Source organism: Nitrosopumilus adriaticus (assembly GCF_000956175.1).
GTDB lineage: Archaea > Thermoproteota > Nitrososphaeria > Nitrososphaerales > Nitrosopumilaceae > Nitrosopumilus > Nitrosopumilus adriaticus.
Window position 1 is genome coordinate 718629 of sequence record NZ_CP011070.1, and the last position, 19705, is coordinate 738333.

Here is a 19705-nt window from a genome sequence, read left to right on the forward strand (position 1 = left end):
ATGGTTTTTTTAGATATTAATGGACTATCTGTAAAATATTCATCATCTTCAGGTCCTGTTTATGCAGTTGATGATGTTGATATCCATTTAGAGGATGGTGAATCATTAGGAATTGCAGGTGAAAGTGCATGTGGAAAAAGTACATTGGGATTATCAATTATTAGAATGCTTTCTGGAGGAAGTGCTCAAGGTAAAATCCTCTTTGAGGGTGATTCTTTATTGGATTTGAGTGAATCTGATTTTAATACAAAATATAGGTGGAAAAAAATCTCTATGATCTTTCAGGGTGCTATGAATGCACTTGATCCTGTATTTACAATAAAGGAGCAATTTCTTGAAATTTTAAATCAACATGATTTTGATGGAAATTTTAACCGATTAATTTTGGATGCAATGAATTCAGTCAGCTTAGACGAAAATGTTTTGAAAAAATATCCTCATGAATTGAGTGGGGGTATGAAACAACGAGTTGTCATTGCCATGGCATTATTACTAAAACCAAAATTTGTTATTGCAGATGAGCCTACAACAGCACTTGATGTGTTAATTCAGGCTCAAATCATCAATTTACTGAAAACTCTCAAAAAAGGTGGAATGTCATTTTTGCTAATCACTCATGATTTGGCAGTACTATCTGAAATTGCAGATAAGATTGGAATAATGTATGGTGGACAAATTGTTGAATTTGGTAGTTCTGAAGAAATATACAAAAATCCAAAACATCCTTACACCAAAGGATTATTGGAATCAATTCCGAGATTGCATGGAACTAATCCCAAATACATCAAGGGAACTCCTCCAAGCTTGCTTGATGCTCCAACTCAATGTCGATTTATAGAACGATGTCCCCTGGCAATTGAAAAATGTAAAGAACTTCCGCCTAAACTGAAAACAAAAACTGGATATGTCCGGTGTTGGCTTTATGAAGAAGAATGAAAATTTTATTTTGAATTTAGGTATTCGTTGTCAATTTTTTTTGAAATAGATTTCTTGAATCTCTGTAATTTCCCTCTGCGTTGTATTTTTTGAAATCATTTTAAGATAATTTATCAAGTCTTGATTCTTCTGCATTTTTTCAAACTCTTCAATTTTTTTTAATGACTCTTGCTCAAATTTTAAAATATTTTGTAATTCTTTGCTAATTTCAACTGCTTTCATCTTTTCATAGTTTTTAGATTTTGATTTTCTAAAACTGATTTCATCAATTATTTTTTCAATCTCATCCATGTTGATATATTTTTTATGCTTTGATATTGTTTTTAAATTTTATTTCTGATTTTCTTTTTTGTGCTCTAAGACGTGTTTTAATCCATCAGTCATACTTAATGAATCCAAATCAATATCACAATATGGACACTTCAAAATATTTCAGGCATCTGAATATTTTTTAACAATGGGTAGACATGAGTCGATTATTCGTAATACTTCGGATCTGATTACTTTTTTATCAATTGATATCCAAACTCTGATTTTTTTTATTGCAAATGATATTGTCTGTACCTTTTTTCTTTCTTCCCATGAAAATTCAATTTCTCCCAAGTTTTTATCAAAAAATCCTTCAAGATCTGTTTTCATTGCAATATGTGAGAATTGATATTTTGTGTTCTTTTCATCTAATAATGGGATCAAATCTGGTCTTCGTTTGTAAGCCAATAATTCTCCACTCTCGCCAATTACGCCTACAAATCTGATATATGGGCTAATTCCGGCAATTACATCACTAATTGATTCACAGTCTTTTTTTAACATTTTATTGAACTTTGAAAAGATGTTATTTTAATGATTGTTGTGAGCATATCTTCTAGATTTAATTAAATAAAGCCCGAAAACAGTTTGATTTGTGGATTTTGTTGACCTATTTCCATTTGCCCCGGAAGTAGGTTATCTGAGTTTATCTCTTGTCAATTTCTTTGGTTCTTTGGTTCCATTTGTTCCTCTGCCAGGATTTTTACTACTTGCTACTATGGCAGTAGGTGATCAATTTGATCTACATATTCTAGCAATACTTTCTGCTGTTACTGCAACTGTTGCAAAGCAAATAATCTTCTATGTTAGTTATGGTGGACGAAAAATCATCAATGAGAAGACTAGAAAACGAATGCGACCCTTTGAAAGATTAGTTAAACGATATGGTGCGGGAGCTGCATTTTTCGCTGCAGCAACTCCGATTCCAGATGATCTAGTATATGTCCCATTGGGATTGGCAAAGTATAACCCAAAGCGATTCTTTATTGCAACTCTAACTGGCAAAATAGTTCTTAGTTATTCAATTGTTTTCATCTCACATTATCTTGGTTTGTCTCTGGTAGAGCCTTTTATTGAAAACATAGATGATGCTACTCCAATTTACATTGGAATTATAATTTTTGGGGCAATGATGACTGCTGTAGTAGTTTTGCTTTTAAGATTAGATTGGGCAAGGATTCTGGGAAAGTTTGCGCCATGGACATTGGATGAAAATAATGAAGATTAATTTTTTTCAATATTTATTTTAAAATTCCATAACTTGTCAGTTGCCTTTTTAATTCCAACTCTTGGGGAATCATAAATTTTTTTAATTTTTATTCCGTCTTCAATGTATAGATTTGAATCTTGTGTTAAATCTACACCGTAATGTTCTTTAGTTATACCTAGTGCTTGTGTTAATTTTGCAGGCCCGTTTGTTAGATTCTTTGTGTTTGTAATTCCTCTATTTTTTTGTATTTTTTTTATTCCTTTTTCAGGTTCGATTGCACGAATTAAAACCGCACCTGCTTTGATATTTGAGTGTCTTGCAACTACATTAAAGCAATAATGCATTCCATATGTGAAATACACGTATGCGTGGCCTACTTCACCAAACATCACTTTGTTTCTATCTGTCTGCTTACCAAACGCATGGCTGGCAGGATCATCTGAATGCCTGTATGCCTCAGTTTCAGTAATAATTCCTGCCATGACTGACCCCTTAATTTTTCTAACAATTCTTTTTCCTAAAATATTTCTTGCAACTGTTACTGTGTCTTTATTGTAAAAATCTCTAGGAAGCATATTCGATATCTATAGTGATTTCTTTTCCATCTTTTAACTCTCTTATGTTATCAAATAATTTTAAAATGTCTTCTTTTAAAACATCAATTAGTTGTTGATTATAGATTGTTGCTGCTGGGTGGATGGTGAGAAAATACAATTGATTATCTTTTCTAACAACTTTTCCTCTAAATTTTGTTATCTCAGATCCTCCTAAAATAGAATTAAATGCTGTATTTCCTAATATGCAAATTATTTTTGGTTTTATAATTGAAATTTCTTGTTTTAGGTATTCTTTACATGTCTCTCTTTCATCTGTACTTGGAACTCTGTTTTTTGGGGGTCTGCATTTTACAACATTTGTGATGTATACTGATTCCCTAGAAATTCCTGCTTCATCAAGTGCGGCTGATAATTTTTTTCCTGCAACCCCTACAAATGGCTCTCCGTTTTTGTCTTCATTTCTTCCAGGTGCCTCTCCTACAAAAATCACATCAGATTTAAAATTCCCTTTTCCTGGAACTGAGTTGGTTCTAGTTTTACAAAGATCACACTTTGTACAATTTATTACATTTTGTTTTATGTCTTCTAATTTTTGTTTCATTCTAGTTTACACTCTTTATCGTTGCAGTTCCACGAACTGTTGGCCCACCATTTCCCATAATCATTGATTGCATTGGATCTCCTTTACCGCAATTAGTTATTGGCCTAACAGTAAAGTCATTTCCACACGCATCAATTGATTCAAAAAACTCTGGTGCAGTACCCATCACAATAACATCTCTTAGCAAATCAGTAATTTCACCATTTTCAATTTTTTGAGCATATTGGCATGAAATACTCCAATTGTATCGCTTCATATCTATTGATGGAATTTTCATGTTTGAAATCAGATATCCGTTTTTTACTTCTTTGATTATTTCATCTGGCTTTCTGTCTCCATTCCCAATACATGTGCATGCCATACGAATCAAAGGCATGAATCTATAGTTTGTAGCTCTCATATTTCCAGTAGGTTCTGTGTTGAAAATTCTTGCAGTCTCTCTATTTTGCATATGATTTACTAAAATTCCCTCCTCAACCAGTTTTGTTTTCTTAGTTTCTACTCCTTCATCATCAAAATTATACCACCCTAAACTTTCTTTGATGGTGGGATCATCGAAAACATTTAGATTCTCTGGGCCTATTTTCATTCCAATTCTTCCTTTCCACCAAGCACCACCTGCCCATGCCATTTCTTTTCCTAGTACTCTATCTGCTTCTGAGGGATGACCTAGTATTTCATGTGTGAGCAAAGATACAAAATCTGGATTCATTACAACTGTTCCTGTTTCTTCTTTGACTGATTTTGCAAAAATTAATTCTGATGCTTTTTGAGCAATCTCTTTTGCTTTTAGTTGAATTTTACCTCTACTTGTAATTTGTTCTAATCCTCCTCTTCCTCCCTCTGTAATGTTTATTGCTTGTGTAATTCCTTCATCATGAGCAACTGCAATCATATCTGTTACAACATCTGTAAAATTTTGTTCAATTTTACTGCCTTCACTATTTACAAAATATTTTGAGTTTGTTGTATACCAAGGACTGACTACTGATTTAATGATTCGTGGTGTTTCTAAAATAATTTTACTGCATTCTAATCCTATTGATATTAGTTCATCAATTGATGGCTTTTTTAAAACTGGAAAATCAACTTTGATATTTTTTGTTGGATTGGGGTAAAGATCTACTGTATTGTTCTTTTTTGCATGATGTGATGAGTTTTTTATAGCATCGTTGATTTTTTCTTTTATTTCGTCAAAAGACTCTGGTTTTGTAATTGAGCAAAAACTCCAAGCCCCTTCTTTGAATAATCTGATTCCTAGTCCTGAATCACTAAGTGTCCTCACATTTTCAATCTCTTTATTTTCAATTTGGACTGATTTCTTTTCTTGCTCTTCTGCCCTAATATCGCAATATTGGGCACCAGAATCCATGGCATACCTGATCCCTTTATCAGCTAGATCTTGCAGTATGCCATTCATAATTTATTGGATATGGGATGCCTCGTAAATCTTGTACTACTCAGTGGCTTGAAATTGCAGGCATGGTAAAATAATACTCGTCTTCAAACTCATAGTCTACTTTGCCTTTTTTTCGTAAAAATTCAAAGTATTCTGTACAATTTTTATAAAATTCTTCATTTTTATGTTCATGACTCATAATTGGTTTTTCTAAATATGCTTTTTTTAAAGAGAGTGAGAATTTTTAGCTCTGACCGTTTATTTTCTTTAAGTAGAGTTAATTGCTGATTTTTTTTGATTATTTGATTTGGGGAGTGTGAATGAAAATTCAGCTCCTTTGTTTATTTCACTTTGGACTGAAATCTTACCTAAATGGTTATCTATGATTCCTTTACATATTGCCAATCCTAATCCACTTCCTCCTCTTTCCCTAGTAAGTGTTGCATCTACTTGGTAGAATTTTTTGAAAAGTTGTCTTTGATGGTTTTCTGGAATCCCAACTCCGTTGTCTTTGATGGTTATTTTAATTTCTCTTGGAAGGTCTTCCATACTTACATGAATTTTACCTATTTTTGGCTCAACTGCAGTCAAACTATTTTTGATTAAATTTGTAATAACCTGTGCAATTCTGTCTGGATCGTGTTCTATTTCTAAATCAAATAAATTAGAACTTAGATCAATGTTATTTTTTTGTGATTCAGGTAATAATGATGTGATTGCTTTGTTGATTGTATCTTTGATGTTCTTTTTTTCTTTTTTCATTCTTAACTGGCCCAAATCTAATTTTTGTGCATCAAGTAAATCTGAAATAATTCCTAACAGTGTCTCTGAACTTGATTTAATAATTCCAATTCGTTCTTTTTGTTTGTCAGTTAATTTTCCTAAATGTTCTCCAAGTAAAATATCTGAATACCCTTGAATTGGAACTAACGGTGTCTTTAATTCGTGAGTGATCATTGCTAAAAATTCATCCTTTGCAATATCTGTCTTTTTAGCTTGCTCTGCTTTTTCTTTAATTGTATTTGACATTATGTTGAAATTATCTACTAACTGACCTACCTCATCTGTGCCTTTATAGTCGATTTTTTCACCATATACTCCTTCTTTGACTTTAGACAATGCTTTACTGATTAATTCTAATGGTAAAAGTGACCTTCTAATCACCATTAGTACTAAAATGAACACTGCAATATCGACGATTAATAAAATTTGAATAATTATTTGTCCTTCTGACCCTTCTTTTGTAATCTCGTCATTCCAGGAGTTAATTAACAGATCAATATCTTCAAACAAAATTAATTTCTGCTCGTTCATTTGATTTTTAGCTAGATTAAATTCTGGGGATAACAAGGCCCTTTCTTCAAGTATGTTGATTCGAAGTTGGATTGCCTCCCAGAGAGGATCTATTTTTCTTAAAGTTTCAGAATTTTCTCTTGGAATAGGTTCTATCTCTTCATGTGTTTGCCCTACGCTTTTTACATCCAAATCATCTGTTGAAATTTGTAATAATTTTCTTATCCCAATTTCAAATTGGAGATTTTTCTCCTTGAGTAATTCTTGTGAATTTTCACCTTCTCCAATTGAAATCAATAAGCTTTGCTGTCCTATCACTTTTGCACATTCTGCCAAGTCTTTAGCTATCTCCTTATGTGTATTGAAGTTTCTATCCAAACTTTCTAAATCTCTCTCTAGATTTGCAGTAAGTAATACAAGATCCTGATTTTTTTGTAAAACATAATTAATTGCATTTGTTGCTTCAGGATCAAACACTGATGTATTTTTTACATTAAAAGAATTTGATTTGAAATTTTCCCATGATGACGAAACTTTGTTATATTCTAAATACAAGTCCTCTGGAATTTTTGCTATGTCTTTTTCATTTACTTTTCCACCATCTTTGATTTGTATTAATATTGATTGCACTTTGTCAATTTCTTTTTCTAATTCACCACTATCCTCTAAATTCCCATTTGCAACTGATGTTACAAGTGATGAAATTGATTCAGCTTTTACTTTGATGTCTCCAATACTAATAATAGAGTATGATTGTGTTATTCCTGATTTGTCATCTTGATATAATAGAAATAGATTGAATACAGCTGCTCCAATCAAAATAATTATCAAAAGATATGCTTTGCTTACAATCTTCACAAATGTGGTTTTCTTACAAAGAGTATAAAAACATCCAGATGCATTAATTTTCATTATGTCTGATGAGTTCATCAAAATTGCTACTGAGGAAATTAACGAGGAAATTCAAGCAATATCTACAATCTTAAAATCTTGTAAAGACAATGATGATGTGTACCAAAACTCTAAAGATCTACAAAGTCATACGCATAAAATCAAAGGTTTGGCACCAATGATGGGTCAAGAAGGATTGGGAGCAATATGTTCTACCTTGGATGCAATATTGAAGCAAATCAATGATGGTAAAAAAGTTGAAGGCATTTTTGATATTCTTTTTGAAGCACTGCCACATATGGAAAATTCCATGAGTCAATCCAACTATGACATGAATGGTATTTCTGACAAAATCACAAATTTCTCATCTAATTTGAAATGATGAATATTTTTTATAGCCAATCATTCACAAAACTATGATGGCAAAAATCTTAATTGCTGATGATTCTGATGCAATTCGTCTAGTTTTACAAGATATTTTGTCAATAGGAGAACATGATGTGGTTGGAGAAGCTACTGATGGTGCAGAAGCTGTTGAATTTTACAAAAAACTTAACCCTGATTTGATTTTACTTGACTTGGCTATGCCGCAAAAAGATGGTCTTACAGTTACAAAGGAAATAATTGCATATGATCAAAATGCAAAAATTGTTTTGATTACTGCCAGTGATGATCAAAAAGTAATTCAGAATTGTCTTGATGAGGGCGCTACCTCTTATGTTTCAAAACCATTTGATTTTAATTCTGTTTTAGATAATATTAAGGGAATTTTAGAAAGTAATTTAGGGAATAAATCTGGAAGTATAAATTAGAAAACTTGTCAAAAATAGTAGCTGATACTAGCGTAATAATTAATGGTGAGCTAATTACTCAAATAGAAAATGGTTCTATTAAAAACTCCCAAATTATTATCCCTCAAGCGGTATTTGATGAATTACAATCACAGGCTTCAAATAAAAAAGAACAAGGGTTTGTTGGTTTAGAAAAAATTAAAACACTAAATGAATTATCTGGAAGTTTTGGTTTGGAGATAATCATGAAAGGTCCGCATCCTTCTACCGATGATATCAAGTTTGCTGCTAGCGGTAGAATTGATGCACTCATAACTGACATGGCAAAACAAAATGGTGCTGTTCTTTATACCTCTGATAAGGTACAACATTTAGTTGCACAAGCTGAAGGCATTGAAACTGTATTTCTAAAAACAAAAATTAAAAACGAGAAATTAGAATTTTTGAAATTCTTTGATTCTGAAACTATGAGTATTCATCTTAAAGAAAACCAATTTCCATTGGCAAAAAAAGGAACTCCTGGAGCATTTTTACTAACTCAAATTAGCGATGAAATTCTTACACAGTCTTATTTGAAAATGATTTCATCTCAAATATTTGATATTGCAAATGTTTCTGATTCAAGTACCGTGGAAATCTCAAAGACTGGTGCATCTGTAATTCAACATGATGACTATCGAATTGCAATTACCTATCCTCCATTCTCTGAATCTTATGAGATTACTATAGTACATCCAATCATTAAACTATCTTTAGAAGACTATGAAATCTCTGATGAGTTAATGGAAAGATTGTCTGATAGGGCTGAAGGCATTGTAATTTCTGGTGCGCCTGGATCTGGTAAAAGTACACTTGCATCAGGTCTTGCAAATTTTTATCACAAAAAAGGAAAAATCGTTAAAACATTCGAGTCTCCTCGAGATTTACAAGTTGATTCTGGTATAACACAATATGGAAAATTAGATGGGAGTTTTGATAATACTGCAGATATTTTACTTTTAGTTCGTCCAGATTATACCATTTTTGATGAAGTAAGAAGACGTGAAGATTTTAGAACCTTTGCAGATCTGAGATTAACTGGGGTTGGCATGGTTGGAGTTGTACATGCAAACTCTCCGTTAGATGCAATACAAAGATTCATCGGTAAAATTGAATTGGGAATAATTCCCAATATTTTGGATACTGTAATTTTTGTAAATGATGGAAGAATTGAAAAAGTTTACGACTTGGAATTAAAAGTTAAAGTTCCATCAGGTATGACTGAATCTGATCTTGCAAGACCTGTAATTGAGGTAAGAAACTTTCAAGATAATGTTTTGGAACACGAAATTTACACATTTGGGGAGGAAAACGTTATCGTTCCTGTCTCAAAGCGAGTTCAAAAAGTTGGAATTGAAAAATTAGCCGAGGATAAAATAAAAGATACTTTCAAAAGATATGACCCTAGTGCGCAAGTAGAAATTTTATCTGATAATCGCGTTAAGGTTCTAGTAAATGAGCAATATATCCCATCAATTATTGGACGAGGCGGCTCAAACATTAATGAAATTGAAAAATCCCTACAGGTTCACATTGATGTTGTTGCAAAAAATTCTGAAACCTTATCTTTGACCTCAAATGATCTTCCCTTTACATTTTCAGAATCCAAAACTGCCTTACTACTCACTGTTAGCAGAGAGTACACATCAATGCATGCAGATATCTATGCCAATGATAAATTTTTGGCATCAGTACGAATTGGCAAAAAAGGACAGATAAAAATTCCAAAACGCTCAGATACTGCAAGAAATCTAATGGATGTGACATCCTCTCAAAGTGACATTAAATTATATCTTAAAGATTTTTAAAATTTTCAATTATTTTGGGATTTGCCTTTAGAAAAGTAATGAATTTTCTTAGCTGTCTAATTGTTTTTGGATTGAGATGGTGTTCGATTCCCTCCGTATCTTGATTTGCAGTATCATACCCTACTCCTAAAATTTCAAAAAATTCTAATAAAATCCCGTGATTTTGTCTAATCCCTTCAGCTACCTGTGCACCTTTCCTTGTGAGATTAATCCCGTGATATTTCTCATATTCCAAAAACCCTCCCTCATCTAATCTTTGAAGCATCTTGGTAACACTTGGTGCGCTAACATTCATGTATCTTGAAATATCCAATGTTGTGGCGTATCCCTTTAGTTCTACAAGCTCTGATATTATTTCTAAATAATCTTCCATTCTGGTACTTGAACGGGTTCTCTTAGTTTGATGGGCAGCTTTTATTGAATCTAATCTCTTTGTATTTTTGGATTTCATGTGTTCTTTGTATCTAACCATACTCTAGTATAATTGGGTGTCTTTCTCAAACTTTGGTTACTCTTTGTTGACTCGAGTGTGATGCTAGTTGATCTTAGAATGTTAATTATTTTTTTATAAAATTGATATTGGTATGGTAGACCCCCTAAAGGAACGACTAGCAAACTTGAGGAAAATCTCTGATTCAGCCAAACGAAGAGCAAATTTGTATACTGATATTGCTAAAATTGACAGTAAAAATACCAATTCGTCATTGGGTGCACTTCAAAAAGCCCCTGCACCTGGTAAAAAACTCCAAAAAATTGGATTTTTGATGTTATGGGTTCCAGAACCCACTGGTGTTACTATTGCAGTTGGTGGCCCGATGATTGTTGCAGGGAGATATCTTGACAAGAAATACAATGGCTCTACTATTCATGATATTGGCCATGAGACAAAAAGTACGCTTTCTTCAATAAGTGACTTTAAGAATTCCATAATGTGACACCTTTAGTTTTTAAATAGACTCCGATTAATTTACTCATGACTACTAGATCCCAAGTCCTGATTCCTATTTTTATTGCAGCCGTAATTATCGGTGCTGTGGGTTTGATATCTATTCCAAGTGAGAGTAAACTAGAGTCAGTTGAATTTCCAAGAGGTACAATAAAGGTTGATGATGTTCCCTTACAAGTCCAAATTGCAGACACTGAACCAAGACGCGTTCGTGGTTTAATGTTTCAAGATGAATTACCATCTGATCAAGGAATGATATTTGTATTTGAACAATCTGGTCTTTATTCTCTTTGGATGCTTAATATGCAATTTCCACTTGACATGATTTGGTTTGATGAAGATGGCAAAGTTGTGCATATTGAAGAAAATATTCCGCCATGTAAAAGTCCTTTAGAAATTACAACTTGTCAAAGCGTAGTTCCTGAAAAAGAAGCAGTATATGTACTAGAAGTCACATCTGGATTTGTTAAACAAAACAACATTACTAAAGACTCTGTCTTGAGTATAATTTCTATCTGATTATAAAAAAAAGCTTTATGTGATATTCTCTTAATGTAATTATGATGAATAAATTAATCTTAATTTCAATTTTAATTGGACTTTTAATTATCGGTGCTGTTTCAATTGTAATTTTTTCTGAAGATTCTTCAGAATCACAAATCCAAAAAACTGTTTATGAAAACAATTTTACTTTTTATGATGTAGAAAAAATCGAAAAGTCTCTTGAAGAAAAGAATATTTTCATGTCTACTCCTGTTGCTATAACAGATCATACTGTTTCTCAATATTGTACCTATTTTGATTCTACAAACGAGCAAAAAACTGTAGAGTATTGTACGACTACGGCTCTCTTGAATTCTGATGATCAAACCATTGGTAATCTAAACATGGGTGGTACTACTGATGGCCCTGTAATGGCACTTGCAATTCTTGATGCATCTCCCTTTTTAGATTCAAGGTATGATGAGGTAAATTCTGTTTTTAAAATCATGGTTGAAACATTAGTTTGTGATTGCTGGGAACAGCGCCAACCCGGTGGCTTTGACACCGTCAAATCTTGGATTGATGCAGCTTCGGAGAAATATGAGAAATCCTCGCAAGCAACAATGAAGTCTGAAATTACTGGATTGGATAACAAGCGACTGATTCTAGAGATTACATCTAGTGGTGAATCCTACCTTTGGACGTTACTGGTGTTAAAGTAGCTTAATTATATATTGCAAAATTCTTTGATTGGCGATTACTATGATTGAACAATTTTGGTTTATCCTTTTAGGATTTGCAGCAGGTGTTTTGGGTTCGATGATTGGACTAGGTGGGGGAATTATTGTGGTTCCAGTCTTAACTTTTCTTGGTTTTCCACCTACTGTTGCTGCAAGTAACAGCCTTTTTGCAGCATTAAGCAATGCTGTAGCATCAACAATATCTTATTCTAAGCAAAAAAGAATTGAAATATCCCTTGGATTGAAACTAGGGTTACTTTCAATTCCTGGGACTGTTTTGGGTGCAATAATTTCAACTGATGTTGCACCTGAGATTTTTAAAATTTTATTTGGATTTGTTCTCATTGCCTCAGCATCTTACATTTTTTTGAGAAAAAAAATCGAAAGCAAAGAAAAAAGATTATCAAAACAAATTATGGTATTTGCAATTGGTGCAAGCTTTTTTGCTGGAATCATATCTGCATTTTTTGGAATTGGCGGTGGGATAATCTTTGTACCCTTAATGGTTGTTGGGATGGGAATGGTCATGAAAAGAGCAGCTCCTACATCTCAATTGATACTGTTGTTCTCTTCTTTATCTGGAGTTATTGTTCATAGTCTTTTGGGCCATCCTGATTTTACTCAAGCAGGATTTTTAGCGATTGGATCTTTTGCAGGTGGGTTAGTTGGCGCACGGTTATCGCTTGACATCAAAGAAAGATATTTACAAATTATTGTCTCTGTTGTAATTTTGGTAGCTGCTGCAAAATTATTTTTAGATTCTGCAACTGAAAATCCTGGCTTTTTTGGATTTTAGCCTTGAATTTTTTATTGTACTTTTATAGTTATTTTGTAATACATAATGTCTTTCAGGTCATTTGATCTGAGGGCTGGGGAGACTAGTCGGCTTCCCGGTATTTTATCTTGGTGGCTCTTTCTTTATTCTGTAAATGTTTCTTTTTGAAAGAACAATTATCTCTCCATCTTGGTTTGTTCCTTCATAATCAATCCCAATCTTGCCAAATTCTTCATCGATGTCATCCTTTTGTGATACTGTGAATTTCAATTTCAAAACTTGATCAGTGAATAGTGTTTTTAGAAATCTGGTATTTCTATTATCCCATTCTGGATCCCCATCTGTGCCAACAAAAACAATGTGGTTTCCATAAATTTGACTCAGCCTTGTAAATTCTCCCTCCATTCTTGATAGAATTGCTCTTCCTGAGACGATTTTCTGTTCGCCTTTCTTCCTTTCATCCAGAAATGCATTTCTTACTCTGGAAAAATTAAGATATTCTTCTAATTCTTTATCTGAAATACTGCATGTGGAATAAAATGAATCACCTATTCTGAATTCTGAAAATTTTTTCATTCTTATCTTGATTCATCAACACAGAAAACTATCTCTGATGATGACTCTGCATTGCCTGATACCAGAAAATTAAATGCATCTGCAATTCTTTGATTATTTGGCTCTGAACCTGTTACTGAACCTGGGAAAATTGTAAACATCCTGATTTTTGACTTTAAGACGTCACTTAATTCTTGATTGACTGTAGTCGTAAATGGTCTTAAAGCTCCTCTGAAAACCTCTACTTGTCCTCTCTGTGTACCTGTGACTTTTCTGCCCACTGGTAAATCTGGACCTATAATCATAATTGCACCTTTTACATCTTTGTAAAGACGTGGATCATTGGTTCCGCCTGGAACAAATTGTTCAAGTGTTCTTTGTGCAACTGTTGCAGGTGTTGTGATGAATTTTGCAATTAATGCCTCCCACTCTGCTCTTGATGATTCTGTTATTTTTGACATCTCTGGGAGTTTACCAGTAATGTGGATGACTCCTAGAATCTCTCCGATGTTGGTTTTTGCAGTGTTTAACCATTTTGTAACTTCATCTGGATTTTTAATATCTACAACATGAGAGTGAAATTTTCCACTGATGTATTCTTGAAGTTCTGTGGAAGTTGATTGGGATATGAAACATGCAACTTTGCCGCCATTTTTCTCAACGTGCTGTGCTAAAAATTCCACTCGTTCTGCATCTGCTTTATCTGTTGCATCAATTGTGAAGACAACGGCCTTTCCTGTAAAATCTGGTTGGTGGCAACCAGGTGTAGTAGTTCCAATGTATGGTTTGACTGGATAAAATACTCTGTCTCCAGGAATTACTTTACCGTTGATTATCTTTGCAATTTCATCATCGCAAAGATTGAGGACTGATTCTGCAACTTGTCCTTGTGATAGAAATTCTCTATTTGCAATCATATGTGATGTGTTATTTTGAACTTTTTCTGCAATCGTTTGAATTTTATTTAATAGATTTGTAAATGTCTCAGTTAATTTTGCAACATCTTTTCCGTTTGCAAGTTTTTCAGCTGCTTTTACAATCCCATCTTTGATTATATTCTCGTCTTCTCCCAATAATGGAAGTAGCTCTCTATTGGCCTCGTCAACTTCCGTTGGCACTAAATCTTCAAATCCACTAACTCTCATAAATTCAGCAGCTGCTTTAGGATATACTGTCTTGTAAATTCTATCTGAGTGAACTGGTCCTGGATTTGTTGCAATTGATATGATTCCTTTATCAGTTAGTTCCCATGACATTAATTCTGCTAATCTGTTCTTTGCACCTTGAGATGCTGTATATGGACTTCTAAACCTGTATGGTCTTTGCTCTAATGGCCTTTCTTCAGTAAAGAATGTTGAAATTGTAATTATTTTTCCTCCTTCTTTCATAATTTTTAATGCCTGAACAGAACCCCAGAATGTTCCTGTAAGATGAATTCCTATAGTACTTTTGAATTCATCAAGTGATGCATTTGCAAAACAAGTAACAGGTCCTGATACTCCTGCATTATTAATTATATAGTCTATTGTAATATTTTCATTTTTTAACGTATCAAACATGTTGTTCATTGCTGTTTCATCTGCAACATCAACTCCTGCAAAAATCCTAACTGATGAATTTGTACCTTGTGGGATCTTTCTTTCTAGTTCTTTGGCAGCTTCTTCTAATGGCTCTTTTCTTCTTCCAAGAATTATTACACTTGCCCCTTCTTCAATGAATTTTGTAGCAATGGCTTTACCTATTCCTGTTCCGCTTCCTGTTACTAGGGCAATTTTATTTTGGAATTTTAGCATTAGATAAAAACTCAAAACTTTTGTGATATTTAATTCGATTGATCTCCATGCCTTTTTTCTTGATATCTTTATTTGTGGGTACAGTTCATGATTTTTGATGCATGATACAGAGCCAGATACATTTGTTTATCAAACATGGCCTGAGAAATTTAGCAGTATGCTAAAAGAGATTGGGGTTGATTCTGAACCCAAAGAAATTGGAACTGATGAAGTTGAAAAAGGTGATTACTATAGTAGATATTTTGCTCATACAGCTAGAATGATAACAAACAGGGGCTGTCTTGATGTCAAGAACTCAAATATTGACACAATACAGATTATTCAAAAGGGATAGACATGCAAGATCCAAATCCACTTCCTTGGGGTGCTTTAGATAGATTTCAAGCACATTTTATTGTAAAAAAAGATGCTGGCAATTCAGTTGGAAACTTTGTTGCAAAAACTAAACTTACAACTAAAGGCCATTTTGCATCAAAGACTGTTCTAAAAGTTGAATGGATTGGAGCGGGCAGCCTAGCATCAAAACTCAATTCAGATGATGAACTAAATGAAATGATTGCAAAACAATCCGTAAATGATGCTACCATCTATGTTGAACCTACTGATGGTGCAATTAGAATTAGAAACAAGTGGAATAATCATTTGGCTTTTGGAATTACAAAAGAACTCTTTGAGATTTATGATCGAATTGCAGGCCACATAAAATCAGTTTAAGCTTTCCACCAGTCTAACGCAAGAAAATCAACTTTATCCTTTCCTTTAGGGATTGCCAAGATGAATTGTTTTCTAACAGTTGTTGCAAGTCTTCCTGCAAGAACAATTCCAGTAGCTGAAATTGATTCACTTCTGGTATAAACTTGAATTAAAAATGGTGCATGATCAATGCCTGGCCCTTTTTCATACACTGCAAAATCGCAACCGAATTTAATTCCTGGATTAATTATATATCCTTTATCTCGAAAATGTTTGTACACTAGAAATTTTTTATCAAACTCATGAACTTCTTTTTTACAAATCTCAGTTAATTTTTCTACAGTAATCTTTTGTTTTACATTAGTAATTGTGATTTTTTTATTTTCTAAAAGATACAACCCTTCAATCAAATCTAAAATTAAAGGTGCATCAATCTCTTCGATTTTTGGTTTTGGAATTCCAATTGGTTTACCATAATATCCTTGACTGAAAAGTTTACGAGAATCTTCGATATTCCAAACAATGATTCTATTTTCAATTAATTCACTCTTCATAACTTTCAAAATCCTTCTTTGTATATGAATTCTGTAGTTGTGATGGGATTTTTTTAAAATATTAAAAATAAAGTAAGATTTAGAATGAATTGTCTATAGACTCAATGCTAATAATATGAAAGAATCTGATACCCTCTGACACTTGTCTGACATCTCTTCGATTCCTTCAATCACATCTTTGATCAACATCAATTCTTTAGTAGATGACACTTCGTTGAGAAGTTTAATTGTAGCATCTCTGTATTTGATGTCTATTTCTCTCTCTATAGTCTGTGTTTCTTGAGCTAATTCAATCGCATTTGCAGTGTTTGTGTTTAGGCTTCTAATGATTTCATTTAACTTGTAGACTTCATCAACAACAAGTTCGATTAGTTTGGTGATGTCTTGATCAAGTTTTGAACTTTTTAGAGTAGCTGGTTTTACGTTTGATAGCTTAAACGAAATACCTGTGATGTATCCTGCAATTTCATCCATTGTATATGCAGTATTTAGAAGATTTTCTCTGTTCATGATTAATCCTCCAACGTCTGCCACTTCTCTTGTGATCTTTCTTCTTAGACTCTCTACTTCTTCCTCAATGGTTGAAATTTGCTCTAATGCATTTTTTATTCCTGTCTTATCTTTTTTCATCATAAGCTCAGGAAGTGTAGCCAGTTCTCTGGCAGCATTTAGAATTCTGTTAATTTCGTCTTGTAAAACTGCTATAGCCTTTCTTTTTGCTTGAACTTCAAGCTCTCCGCTATACATAACAGAATCTAAAAAATCTTCAGGTAATTTAAATCCTTTATGATTTTTGATGCTTTTAGTGCGTGATTACATCAAATTTTTATCATGTGCCACTTTTTTCTGACCTTTGTATAGTGTGATCACTTCTTCGTTGGTGGATGCATCTTCAACTGCTTTTTCAACTCTAATCTTTCCTGTAAACTTTGGAAATCTTAATGCAAGACCTGCACCTTTTCGTATCACATCTTTTGCAGCTTTGTGAATTGGACTCAGTGTAATTTCTGATGCAACTACTTCAATTACAAGCTCGGGTTCAAACCAAACATCTGCTTCCATCTCGCTAATGATGCGTGGGTTTTTTTTGATTGTAACTTTGGGATGCAATATTTGATATAACTGGTCTAGTGATTCATCTGAAAAACCTGTTCCGACTTTGCAGATGCTTGGAAATGTATCTTCGTCTTCATCATATGTTGCCAAAAGTAATGTTCCATAACTTCCTGTTCTTCTTCCTTTACCAAAAAATCCACCAATGACTACTAGATCAAGGCTGTCTCCTAATTCATTTTGGTATTCTCGTTTTAATTTTAGCCAATAATTTCCTCTGGAGCCTGCTTGGTATGGTTTGTCTAGCATTTTTAGCATTAGACCCTCGCTTCCAGCATTGATACTGTTTTCCATAAAGTCTTCGACCTCATTTTCATTTTTCACAATTGCCATTGGTATGTATTTGACAAATTCATCTTCTTTTACGACTTTTTCTAATTTCTCTCTTCTATCTTTGTAGCTCAACTCCAAACAGCTTTTCCCGTTACAATATAGAATATCAAATAAATTCACAGATATTGGATACTGCGTTACTGCTTTTTCTATTTTGTATTTTCTTCTTCTGTGCATTAATTCTTGAAAAGGAAGAAACTCTCCAGTGTTTTCATTCATTGCTACAGCTTCTGCCTCTAAAATAATATTGTCTGCTTGAATTGCTTTTGGGATTTTCTCTATGATGTCTGGATAATAGCTTGAGATATTCTCTAGGCTTCTTGAATACAATACAACTTTGTCTCCCTCAATGTGGAGTTGCACCCTTTCCCCGTCTAACTTGTACTCTGCTGCAAATTCTTCTCCCATCTTCTCCATTGCCTCTTCTTCGCTCTTTACTCTGTCTGCAAGCATTGGCCTAATTGGATTAAATAAAACAATTTCAAACTTCTCCATTCCCTCAATTCCTTTTGTTGCAATTACTTCGGCAACTTTTCCCAAGTCACTTGAGACACTATATGCATGCTCCAAACTTTTTCTATTTTCTTTACTGCCCGAGAATGCTATTGCCAATGCGTCCATTACAGTATTTTCTGCAACTCCCAGTCTTAACGTCCCTAACAAAATTTTCAGAATGTAACTTGCCTCTAATGGGTTTGCATCATTTAGTAGACTTGAAATGTATTTCATTTTCATGTCTTGAGAGCGTGAACCTTCTAGGTTTGCAATCTTGAATAATGTTTCATATACTCTTTCTATTGTAATGTCCTCTACAAGAAACGTTGTCTGTGTTTTTTGCTCCATTATTATTGATGCAGCTTGTCCCAAGTCTCCTCCCTTTCTATACTCGTCTTCAATTTTTTTAATTGTACTTCCTGATGATTTTGAAATTGCCCTTATTGCTAGCTTTTCAGCTACTCCTAATTCTACACCTTCAAAATCTGGTCTTAACTTTCCTTGTAGCAAGTAAACAATCTTTGCAATAACATCATGTGGAGTTTTTTCAAACAATTCTACTAGAAATTGTGTCAACTCTAATCTTTTTCTAGTTGATTCCATTTTGTAAAAAGCTTCAGCTAAAATAGAAAACTCCATTCTAATTCTCTACAAATCCTGAATAAAAGTTTGAATTCCTAGTATTATCATGTAATCCTTCATGTTTCTTTTTCTATTCTTACTTTGATGTGCATTCCTTTTCCGTGCGCTCTTTTATTTTGATTTATTTCCAAGACCTTCCATTTTTTTCCTTTAAATGTAATTCTTGGACTCTCCACATCAAGCTCATCTGTCATTTCTTTTGGAATGTCATCGAATTTTTCATATTGCTTGAGAGTTACCTCTTTGCCTTTTTCCCAAGTTGAAAACTCTATCAGTGTAGCTTCGAAAAAATCTTCGTGGGGCATTATTTTGATTAGATGTATCTGAAAATTGTTGGTCTATCTGTTTTTGGAAGTTCTGAAACTAGTGCAAAGTTGAAAAGCGGGTATACCTCTTTGTATTGTTTCATAAAACTCCATGCAACATCATGTGTTTTGAATTCTGTTCTTATTCCATCTATGTTACTGATTTTTCCAAACACATCAAAGACTACAACAGAATATTGCTTTGGACGATTATGTGGTTTTGCTTTAAGCAACCATGCAAGAGCAAAAATAAAGACTGCTCCTAATATCACATACTCTCCAGCTATTTTGAAAAACGCTAAAATCACTCCTGGAATGGTTTGCCCAAATAAGACTGCCATAAAATTTGAAAATGATATGACTGCTAATGCTGTGAAAATGTATGTCTTCCAATCAAAAATTTTCTGAAAAGAATTCAAAGATACTAAGTATACACTTCTTTTT

Annotated in this window: 26 protein-coding genes; 11 read left to right on the forward strand and 15 right to left on the reverse strand. The window is 33.4% G+C overall.

Annotated features, from left to right (window positions below; genetic code table 11):
• The gene (locus NADRNF5_RS04200) at positions 1-936 is read left to right on the forward strand and encodes an ABC transporter ATP-binding protein (protein ID WP_048115926.1); all 936 of its coding nucleotides are present in this window, start codon (positions 1-3) and stop codon (positions 934-936) included.
• A 30-nt stretch (positions 937-966) separates the two neighbouring features.
• Here NADRNF5_RS04200 and NADRNF5_RS04205 read toward each other — a convergent pair whose 3' ends face one another.
• Entirely contained in the window at positions 967-1227 is a 261-nt protein-coding gene (locus tag NADRNF5_RS04205; RefSeq protein ID WP_048115927.1) for a hypothetical protein, read from the reverse strand.
• Positions 1228-1368: 141 nt separating this feature from the next.
• Complete coding sequence (locus NADRNF5_RS04210; RefSeq protein ID WP_048115928.1) at positions 1369-1749, reverse strand: hypothetical protein; 381 nt, start codon at positions 1747-1749, stop codon at positions 1369-1371.
• A gap of 91 nt (positions 1750-1840) precedes the next feature.
• Between NADRNF5_RS04210 and NADRNF5_RS04215 the strand changes: the two genes are divergently transcribed.
• Positions 1841-2473 carry a VTT domain-containing protein gene (locus NADRNF5_RS04215; RefSeq protein WP_048115929.1) on the forward strand — a complete coding sequence of 211 codons (633 nt, stop codon included), beginning with the start codon at positions 1841-1843 and terminating at the stop codon, positions 2471-2473.
• On the opposite strand, the gene NADRNF5_RS04220 is transcribed toward NADRNF5_RS04215, so the two are convergent.
• The 5 genes from NADRNF5_RS04220 to NADRNF5_RS04235 form a co-directional block, all read right to left on the reverse strand.
• Positions 2470-3030 carry a DNA-3-methyladenine glycosylase gene (locus tag NADRNF5_RS04220; RefSeq protein ID WP_048115930.1) on the reverse strand — a complete coding sequence of 187 codons (561 nt, stop codon included), beginning with the start codon at positions 3028-3030 and terminating at the stop codon, positions 2470-2472. The genes NADRNF5_RS04215 and NADRNF5_RS04220 overlap by 4 nt on opposite strands.
• Positions 3020-3613: a uracil-DNA glycosylase gene (locus NADRNF5_RS04225; RefSeq protein ID WP_048115931.1), complete on the reverse strand. Its 594-nt coding sequence runs from the start codon at positions 3611-3613 to the stop codon at positions 3020-3022. The genes NADRNF5_RS04220 and NADRNF5_RS04225 overlap by 11 nt, the downstream gene beginning before the upstream one ends.
• 1 nt (position 3614) lies before the next feature.
• Positions 3615-5033 (reverse strand): TldD/PmbA family protein, encoded by a 1419-nt coding sequence (locus tag NADRNF5_RS04230; protein ID WP_048115932.1) that lies wholly within the window; start codon positions 5031-5033, stop codon positions 3615-3617.
• Between the two features lie 40 nt (positions 5034-5073).
• On the reverse strand, positions 5074-5211 hold the full coding sequence (locus NADRNF5_RS11290) for a hypothetical protein (RefSeq protein ID WP_192828354.1): 138 nt from the start codon (positions 5209-5211) through the stop codon (positions 5074-5076).
• A gap of 68 nt (positions 5212-5279) precedes the next feature.
• Positions 5280-7163, reverse strand: coding sequence for a sensor histidine kinase (locus tag NADRNF5_RS04235; protein ID WP_237089337.1), 1884 nt, complete (start codon positions 7161-7163; stop codon positions 5280-5282).
• 55 nt (positions 7164-7218) lie between these two features.
• Between NADRNF5_RS04235 and NADRNF5_RS04240 the strand changes: the two genes are divergently transcribed.
• Genes NADRNF5_RS04240 through NADRNF5_RS04250 form a run of 3 tightly spaced genes read left to right on the forward strand, consistent with a single transcriptional unit; the run spans position 7219 to position 9834 of the window.
• Positions 7219-7578 carry an Hpt domain-containing protein gene (locus NADRNF5_RS04240; RefSeq protein ID WP_048115933.1) on the forward strand — a complete coding sequence of 120 codons (360 nt, stop codon included), beginning with the start codon at positions 7219-7221 and terminating at the stop codon, positions 7576-7578.
• Between the two features lie 37 nt (positions 7579-7615).
• Positions 7616-8008, forward strand: coding sequence for a response regulator (locus NADRNF5_RS04245; RefSeq protein ID WP_048115934.1), 393 nt, complete (start codon positions 7616-7618; stop codon positions 8006-8008).
• A 5-nt stretch (positions 8009-8013) separates the two neighbouring features.
• Complete coding sequence (locus tag NADRNF5_RS04250; RefSeq protein WP_048115935.1) at positions 8014-9834, forward strand: PINc/VapC family ATPase; 1821 nt, start codon at positions 8014-8016, stop codon at positions 9832-9834.
• On the opposite strand, the gene NADRNF5_RS04255 is transcribed toward NADRNF5_RS04250, so the two are convergent.
• Complete coding sequence (locus NADRNF5_RS04255) at positions 9821-10285, reverse strand: metal-dependent transcriptional regulator (protein ID WP_048118990.1); 465 nt, start codon at positions 10283-10285, stop codon at positions 9821-9823. The genes NADRNF5_RS04250 and NADRNF5_RS04255 overlap by 14 nt on opposite strands.
• Positions 10286-10418: 133 nt before the next feature.
• Between NADRNF5_RS04255 and NADRNF5_RS04260 the strand changes: the two genes are divergently transcribed.
• From NADRNF5_RS04260 to NADRNF5_RS04275, 4 genes are read left to right on the forward strand one after another with little or no spacing between them, the layout of a single operon-like run.
• A complete protein-coding gene (locus NADRNF5_RS04260) occupies positions 10419-10769 on the forward strand; it encodes a hypothetical protein (RefSeq protein ID WP_048115936.1) in 351 nt (116 codons plus the stop codon).
• Between the two features lie 38 nt (positions 10770-10807).
• Entirely contained in the window at positions 10808-11299 is a 492-nt protein-coding gene (locus tag NADRNF5_RS04265) for a DUF192 domain-containing protein (protein WP_048115937.1), read from the forward strand.
• Positions 11300-11343: 44 nt separating this feature from the next.
• Positions 11344-11985, forward strand: coding sequence for a hypothetical protein (locus tag NADRNF5_RS04270; RefSeq protein WP_048118993.1), 642 nt, complete (start codon positions 11344-11346; stop codon positions 11983-11985).
• Positions 11986-12025: 40 nt separating this feature from the next.
• The gene (locus NADRNF5_RS04275; protein WP_048115938.1) at positions 12026-12799 is read left to right on the forward strand and encodes a sulfite exporter TauE/SafE family protein; all 774 of its coding nucleotides are present in this window, start codon (positions 12026-12028) and stop codon (positions 12797-12799) included.
• A 102-nt stretch (positions 12800-12901) separates the two neighbouring features.
• Here the strand turns inward: NADRNF5_RS04275 and NADRNF5_RS04280 are convergent, their stop codons facing one another.
• Together NADRNF5_RS04280 and NADRNF5_RS04285 are read right to left on the reverse strand one after the other, a co-directional pair.
• Positions 12902-13354 (reverse strand): nuclear transport factor 2 family protein, encoded by a 453-nt coding sequence (locus NADRNF5_RS04280; protein ID WP_048115939.1) that lies wholly within the window; start codon positions 13352-13354, stop codon positions 12902-12904.
• Positions 13355-13356: 2 nt separating this feature from the next.
• Complete coding sequence (locus NADRNF5_RS04285; RefSeq protein ID WP_048115940.1) at positions 13357-15126, reverse strand: SDR family NAD(P)-dependent oxidoreductase; 1770 nt, start codon at positions 15124-15126, stop codon at positions 13357-13359.
• A gap of 97 nt (positions 15127-15223) precedes the next feature.
• On the opposite strand from NADRNF5_RS04285, the gene NADRNF5_RS04290 reads away from it, so the two are divergent.
• The gene (locus tag NADRNF5_RS04290; protein ID WP_048115941.1) at positions 15224-15460 is read left to right on the forward strand and encodes a hypothetical protein; all 237 of its coding nucleotides are present in this window, start codon (positions 15224-15226) and stop codon (positions 15458-15460) included.
• Between the two features lie 2 nt (positions 15461-15462).
• Positions 15463-15840 (forward strand): hypothetical protein, encoded by a 378-nt coding sequence (locus tag NADRNF5_RS04295; RefSeq protein ID WP_048115942.1) that lies wholly within the window; start codon positions 15463-15465, stop codon positions 15838-15840.
• Here the strand turns inward: NADRNF5_RS04295 and endA are convergent.
• The 5 genes from endA to NADRNF5_RS04320 form a co-directional block, all read right to left on the reverse strand.
• Positions 15837-16373 carry a tRNA-intron lyase gene (endA, locus tag NADRNF5_RS04300; RefSeq protein WP_048115943.1) on the reverse strand — a complete coding sequence of 179 codons (537 nt, stop codon included), beginning with the start codon at positions 16371-16373 and terminating at the stop codon, positions 15837-15839. The two genes, NADRNF5_RS04295 and endA, sit on opposite strands and share 4 nt — an antisense overlap.
• 93 nt (positions 16374-16466) lie before the next feature.
• Complete coding sequence (locus NADRNF5_RS04305; RefSeq protein WP_048115944.1) at positions 16467-17120, reverse strand: DUF47 domain-containing protein; 654 nt, start codon at positions 17118-17120, stop codon at positions 16467-16469.
• A gap of 66 nt (positions 17121-17186) precedes the next feature.
• Positions 17187-18953 carry an ATP-dependent DNA ligase gene (locus tag NADRNF5_RS04310; protein ID WP_048115945.1) on the reverse strand — a complete coding sequence of 589 codons (1767 nt, stop codon included), beginning with the start codon at positions 18951-18953 and terminating at the stop codon, positions 17187-17189.
• Between the two features lie 59 nt (positions 18954-19012).
• On the reverse strand, positions 19013-19261 hold the full coding sequence (locus NADRNF5_RS04315) for a hypothetical protein (RefSeq protein WP_048115946.1): 249 nt from the start codon (positions 19259-19261) through the stop codon (positions 19013-19015).
• An 8-nt stretch (positions 19262-19269) separates the two neighbouring features.
• Positions 19270-19680, reverse strand: coding sequence for a membrane-associated sensor domain-containing protein (locus tag NADRNF5_RS04320; protein WP_048115947.1), 411 nt, complete (start codon positions 19678-19680; stop codon positions 19270-19272).
• Between the last annotated feature and the right edge of the window lie 25 nt (positions 19681-19705).